6 protein-coding genes are annotated in these 5322 nt (G+C 70.4%); 3 read left to right on the top strand and 3 right to left on the bottom strand.

All coding sequences use genetic code 11. From position 1 onward, the window contains the following. Positions 1-42: 42 nt before the first annotated feature. Positions 43-1224, bottom strand: a complete 1182-nt coding sequence (locus AC27VN_RS31870) for a porin (RefSeq protein ID WP_490879148.1) — start codon at positions 1222-1224, stop codon at positions 43-45. 435 nt (positions 1225-1659) lie between these two features. Between AC27VN_RS31870 and AC27VN_RS31865 the strand changes: the two genes are divergently transcribed. Then, positions 1660-2451 carry a hypothetical protein gene (locus AC27VN_RS31865; protein WP_490879147.1) on the top strand — a complete coding sequence of 264 codons (792 nt, stop codon included), beginning with the start codon at positions 1660-1662 and terminating at the stop codon, positions 2449-2451. Positions 2452-2460: 9 nt separating this feature from the next. Here AC27VN_RS31865 and AC27VN_RS31860 read toward each other — a convergent pair whose 3' ends face one another. After that, entirely contained in the window at positions 2461-3171 is a 711-nt protein-coding gene (locus tag AC27VN_RS31860) for a response regulator (RefSeq protein WP_093348473.1), read from the bottom strand. 7 nt (positions 3172-3178) lie between these two features. Then, positions 3179-4756: an ATP-binding protein gene (locus AC27VN_RS31855; RefSeq protein WP_490879146.1), complete on the bottom strand. Its 1578-nt coding sequence runs from the start codon at positions 4754-4756 to the stop codon at positions 3179-3181. Positions 4757-4935: 179 nt separating this feature from the next. On the opposite strand from AC27VN_RS31855, the gene AC27VN_RS31850 reads away from it, so the two are divergent. After that, a complete protein-coding gene (locus AC27VN_RS31850; protein ID WP_177239448.1) occupies positions 4936-5088 on the top strand; it encodes a hypothetical protein in 153 nt (50 codons plus the stop codon). Further along, complete coding sequence (locus AC27VN_RS31845; RefSeq protein ID WP_490879145.1) at positions 5085-5300, top strand: hypothetical protein; 216 nt, start codon at positions 5085-5087, stop codon at positions 5298-5300. Before AC27VN_RS31850 ends, AC27VN_RS31845 begins: the two co-directional genes overlap by 4 nt. Positions 5301-5322: the final 22 nt, after the last annotated feature.

Raw genomic sequence — 5322 nt, 5'->3', positions numbered from 1 at the left:
CGTCGATGGAGGAATGGCGGGGAGGCATCGCGTCGACGGTTCCTAGAAGCTGTGGCGCACGCCGAAGGTGACGCCGGTCTGCGTGCGATCGACCGTGGGGCTCTGCGCATTGAGGCCCACGAGCTGCGCGCCCACCAGCCCGCCGCGGTAGATCGAGCGGTCGACCTCGGCATAGAGCATGGTGCGCTTCGACAGCAGGTAGCCGGCCACCACCTGGTACTGGCTGGCCGAGCCGTCGAAGTCGCTGGTGTGGCCGCGTTGCCGCGTGAACCAGGCGTTGAAGGCCAGCGTGAGCCAGGGCGTGGCCTTCCAGGTGAGGCCACCCAAGGCCATGCGCCGCTTGGCGAAGCCGCCTGGGAAGTTGGCATCGAGCACCTGGACCGGCGAGATGATGCCGAGCCCGGCAAGATCGACGGGCGTGAACGGTCCGTTGGCGAAGGAGGTGAAGGCGCTGTCGCGCCGGTTGCCGATGTAGCCGGCCTGCAGCGTGAGGTTCTCGCCGATCAGGAACTGGGCACCGGCGGTGGCGATGTCGAAGCGCGCATGCGAGGCATCGTCGGTGCTGCGCATGAAGGCCGCCGCGAGCTTCACCGGGCCCTTCTCGGGGATGTAGGCCAGGCCCGCGCCGATCTGGCTGCCGCGGCGCGCCGAGCCCTCGCCTTCGCCGATCGCGTACTGCGCGAGCAGCACCACGTCGCCGAGCTGCGCGCCGTAATGGACCATGTTGTTGGTCTTGCTCGCGGCCAGCAGGGTGTGCTCGGGTTTGAAGGCATTGAAGTAGTCGCCCCAGAGGTTCGAACCATAGGCGAGCGAGGCCGCTTCCATCGCCACGTTGTACTGGCGCCCGAAGGTCAGCTGGCCCCAGCGGTCCGACTGCAACCCGACCGAGGCGATCTGGAAGTGCTGCGGATCGCCCTCGGGCACGCGTTCGCCGTTGCGGATGTCGAAATGGCTCTCGACCTGGAACAGCGCCTGCAATCCCCCACCGAGGTCCTCGCTGCCCTTGAGGCCCCAGAAGCTCTCGGAGAGCCCGCCGCCGCGGCTCATGCGCAGCCGCGAACGGCTTCGATAGGGAACGCCCTCGGCCGTGTACTCGGCGCCATGGCTCTCGTAGCGCAGGCTGGCATCGACGGTGCCGTACAGGGTGACGCTGCTCTGCGCCTGGGCCGCGGTTCCCGCGAGCACCAGCAATGCCGCCGATGCGATCGCGATCTGCTGTCTCATGTTGTGTCTCCTCCTGCCGGGTGGCTTGGAGCCCGGGCGTGAGCCGCGGGCTGGAAGTGCGCCGTCTTTGCGGCGCGGGCGGATGATAGAACGATGTTCTTTAATAAATCAACGTTTCTTTTCGTGGACGTTGTTTTTGATCAGGAGTGGAGGTCGTAGCGGGCTCACGCCGATGGGGTACTCCCCTCCGCGAATGTCCCCCGCCTTCGGCTCCTCCTTTATTTCGCTGCGGGGAGTACCCCATCGACGTGAGCCTGGACGCAGCGGTTGTTGAACCGCCGGCACCACCACTGCGCCTCCCGTGCACAGGGCAGTGGGTGCTTCCCGCAGCGAAATAAAGGAGGAGCCCGAAGGGCGGGGGACATTCGCGGAGGGAAGTACCCGCTGTCCTGTGCACGCGCCCCGAACCTCAGCAAGCCCCCCTAAGATCCCGCCATGCCCTCCATCCGAACCTGGCGAACCGCCATCGCCGCCCTCTCATTCGTGGCAACAACAGCAGCGACGGCCGCCCCCACAGCCCAGGTCTTCGACCGCGTCGCCAAACCGGAAGCGGTCGATGCCCAATGGCGCCCCACGTTGTGTGCGCTGCTCTCGAAGTCCTGCAGCGCCGAGGAGCTCGGCCTCTACCGGCCGCGTGGCAGTGCCGAGGGCGAGTACGTGGTGCTGTCGGTGAAGCCGCTCGCGATGGCGCGCGTGCAGAGAACTGGGGACGGAAGCTGGCGCCTGCAGCGGCTGCATGACTTCTCGGCCTACCAGGGCACGCCCTCGAAGCTCGGCGGTGGCCGCGAGGCGCAGCGCTCGCTCGCGCCGGCGCTCTATCCGCTGGCCGACGGCCGCTGGGCGGTCGCGGTGCAGAGCGCGTTCAGCGACATGTATTCGGGCGGCGGCGCCAGCTTCGTCGTCGCCGACTTCGTGCCGCTGGAAGGGGACCCGGCCACGGCCAAGCCGGCCTACGAAGACATCCCTTTCTGGTGCTCGCAGATGATCCGCGCCTGCTTCTCCGAGAAGGAATACAAGACCTCGCCGCACTGCCACGACGAGACCTCGGGCAGCCTGCGCATCGCCTATGCCGATGCCGCGCGGCCCGGTGCTGCCCATGGCTGGAGCTTCAGCTGGACCGAGAGCGAATGGCCCGCGCACAAGCCGCGCAGCGCGCGGCGAAGCGGCACCACGCGCTTCACCGCGGCCGACACCTCGGCCGTGCCGTTCTGCGGCGGTCCGCAGTAGCGGGGCGGCTCAGTCCGCGGGCGGCGGTGCTTCCCATGCGAAGCCCACGCCGTACACCGAGCGGATCCAGTCGTGCCCGGGCGTCACCGCGCCGAGCTTGCGGCGCAGGTTCTTCACGTGGCTGTCGATCGCGCGCTCGGTCACGTCCACCGTGTCGTCGTAGGCCAGCTCGAGCAGCCGCGCGCGCGAGAAGATGCGCCCCGGATGGCGCGACAGCACCTGCAGCAGCCCGAACTCGCGGCGCGTGAGGTTCAGCGGCGTGCCCTCGAGCGAGGCGCGCCAGTGCACGTCGTCGAGCACCAGCCCGGGCGCCGCCTCGTTCGCGGCGCGGCCCGGCGCTCCTTGTTCGGACACGCCCGGCGCCGCGCGGCGCAGCACCGCGCGCACGCGCGCCACCAGCTCGCGCGGCGAGAAGGGCTTGCAGACGTAGTCGTCGGCGCCGAGCTCCAGGCCCAGCAGCCGGTCGACCTCCTCGATGCGCGCCGTCAGCATGATGATCGGATGGGCCGTGTGCTCGCGCGCGCGCCGCAGCACCTCGATGCCGTCGAGCCGCGGCAGCATGATGTCGAGCAAGGTCAGGTCGGGCGGCGAGGCCACGATGCTCTCGAGCGCGCTCTGGCCATCGGCGAAGTGCGCGGTTTCGTAGCCTGCGTGGCGCAGGTAGTCCTGCACCACCGAGGCGATGTCGGCTTCGTCCTCGACGATCACGATGCGGGTCATGGGGAGGTCAAGGTGAGTTGGCCAGCGGCAGGGTGAGGGTGACGCGCAGCCCGCCCATCGGCGAGGGCGAGGCATCGATGGTGCCTCCATGCGCCTCGATGGTGGCGCGGCAGATCGAGAGTCCGAGGCCCGAGCCGCCATGCTCGCGGCTGCGCGAGGTCTCGCCGCGGAACAGGCGGTCGAACAGGCGCGGCAGTTCGCTCTCGGGCACGCCCGGCGCGCTGTCGTCGAACAGCAGCGTGAGGCTGTGGCCGGTCCATGGTCCTTCCACCGTGACGTCGATACGCAGCACGCCGCCGGGGTCGGTGTAGGCCAGCGTGTTCTCGAGCAGGTTCATGAAGACCTGGTGCAGCCGGTGCGCGTCGCCCTCGATCGCCGGCTGCTTGCGCGCCGCGATCAGGTCGATGGCGCGGCGGTCGACCGCGATGCCGCGCTGCGCGAAGCGGTCGCGCGTGTGGTCCAGCGCCTCCTTGAGCAGCGACAGCGGATAGACCGTGGTGGTCGGCAGGTCGCTCTGCGGCGCGCGCATGCTGCTGCGCAGGTCGTCCACCAGCTGGCCGAGACGGATCACCTGGCGGTGCAGCCGCAGCGCCGTGCGTTCGTCGAAGGTGCGCACGCCGTCCTGCAGCGCCTCGATCTCGGCGCGCATCGCGGCCAGCGGCGTGCGCAGCTCGTGCGCGGCATCGGCCAGCCAGGCGCGGCGCGAGGCCTCCACCGTGTCCAGGCGCTGCGCCATGTCGTTGAAGGTCTTGCCCAGCAGCGCGAGTTCGTCCGAGCCCTGCACCACCACGCGCGTCGACAGCCGGCCGCGCGCCACGTCCTGCGCCGCCTGCGTCAGGTCGTCGACCGGCTTGAACCAGCGCCGCGCCAGCAGGTACGACAGCGCGAGCGCGAACATCAGGCCCGCGAGGCCGGTGAGCACGATCACGCCCGACTGCCGTGCCAGGAAGGCGCGGTCGGCCTCGCTCTCCAGGCCTTGCAGCGGCGCCAGCGCGAGGTAGCCGATGACGGCCCGGCCGCGCCGTATCGGCAGGCGTGCCGCGTTCTCGGGATCGATGGTCGCGCCCACCACGCGCGCGCCCTGCGCGTCGAGCACCGCGAGCCGCTGGTAGATCGAGTCGGCCATCGCGCGCGGGTCGGCGAAGAAGAAGGGCGGCGGCATCGCCGGGATCGCGCGCCGCGGCAGCAGCTCGAGCTGGCCCGGCGGCATCGGCGGTGGGCCGTTGTCGGCGGCGCCCTCGGGCGGGTCGACGCGCAGCGTGCGGTACTCGTACCAGGGCGGCAGTCGGCGGTCGTCGGGCGCGCTGGCGTTGTCGAGCACCGTGGCCACGCGGCCCATCTGCAGCCGGTGCCAGGCCTCGTCGTTGTCGCGCAGGCTCTTCCAGTCGCCGTTGAGCACGTAGTGCTTGAGCACCAGCTGCGAGAGCCAGTCCATGCGGCGGATCTCGATTTCGGCCACGTAGGCGCCGAGGCCGCGCTGCAGCGCGAGGATCGAGAGCCCCGCGAAGCTCAGCAGCAGCACGATCAGCAGCGCGGCGAGCGCCAGGAAGATCTTGCGGGAGAGGGTCAGGCGCAGACGCGGCATGGTCTCGGGAGGTGAGGGCCGCATTCTGCGACAGGCGATGCGGGTGGCGCGGGCATGGCAGGCGGTGCGGCGGACGGAGGCGTCATCGGCAAGCCGCCGATCATGACCGCCAAATGTGGAGGAATCTGGGAGGGCCGATCTCCCATTTTTCTCCCGAATCGGCACGCACGATGGCGGCCATGACACCGTGCATCGACCTCCTGTGGCCCGCGCTCCTCGCGCTGTTCGGGCTGTTCGCTCCCGCCTGGATCTTCGCGATCCACTGGGCCGAGGGCCGCGCCACGCGGCCTGGCGTGGTCGGCGGCACGGCCGTCGGCGAGGAGTCGGCATGACCCCCGCGGAGCGTTCACCGTCGCTGGACCGGCGCGCGCTGCTGGCCATGCTCGGCGCGATCGGCCTGTCGGCCTCGGCGGGTTTCGCCGCCTCGGCCTGGCCGGCGCGTGTCCTCGGGCATGGCCCCGTGAAAGCGGTGCATGGCCCCCGGGCGCCCGAGGCCATGGCGCTGCCCGAGGAAGTCCCGTCGCCACCGCGCACCGGAGGCTGAGCCATGCAGGGCACGACGATGC

It is taken from the genome of Variovorax sp. 20P10.2.4 (assembly GCF_058244205.1).
Note: the sequence above shows the minus strand (reverse complement) of the source record. Positions and strands in the feature narration are given on the sequence as shown.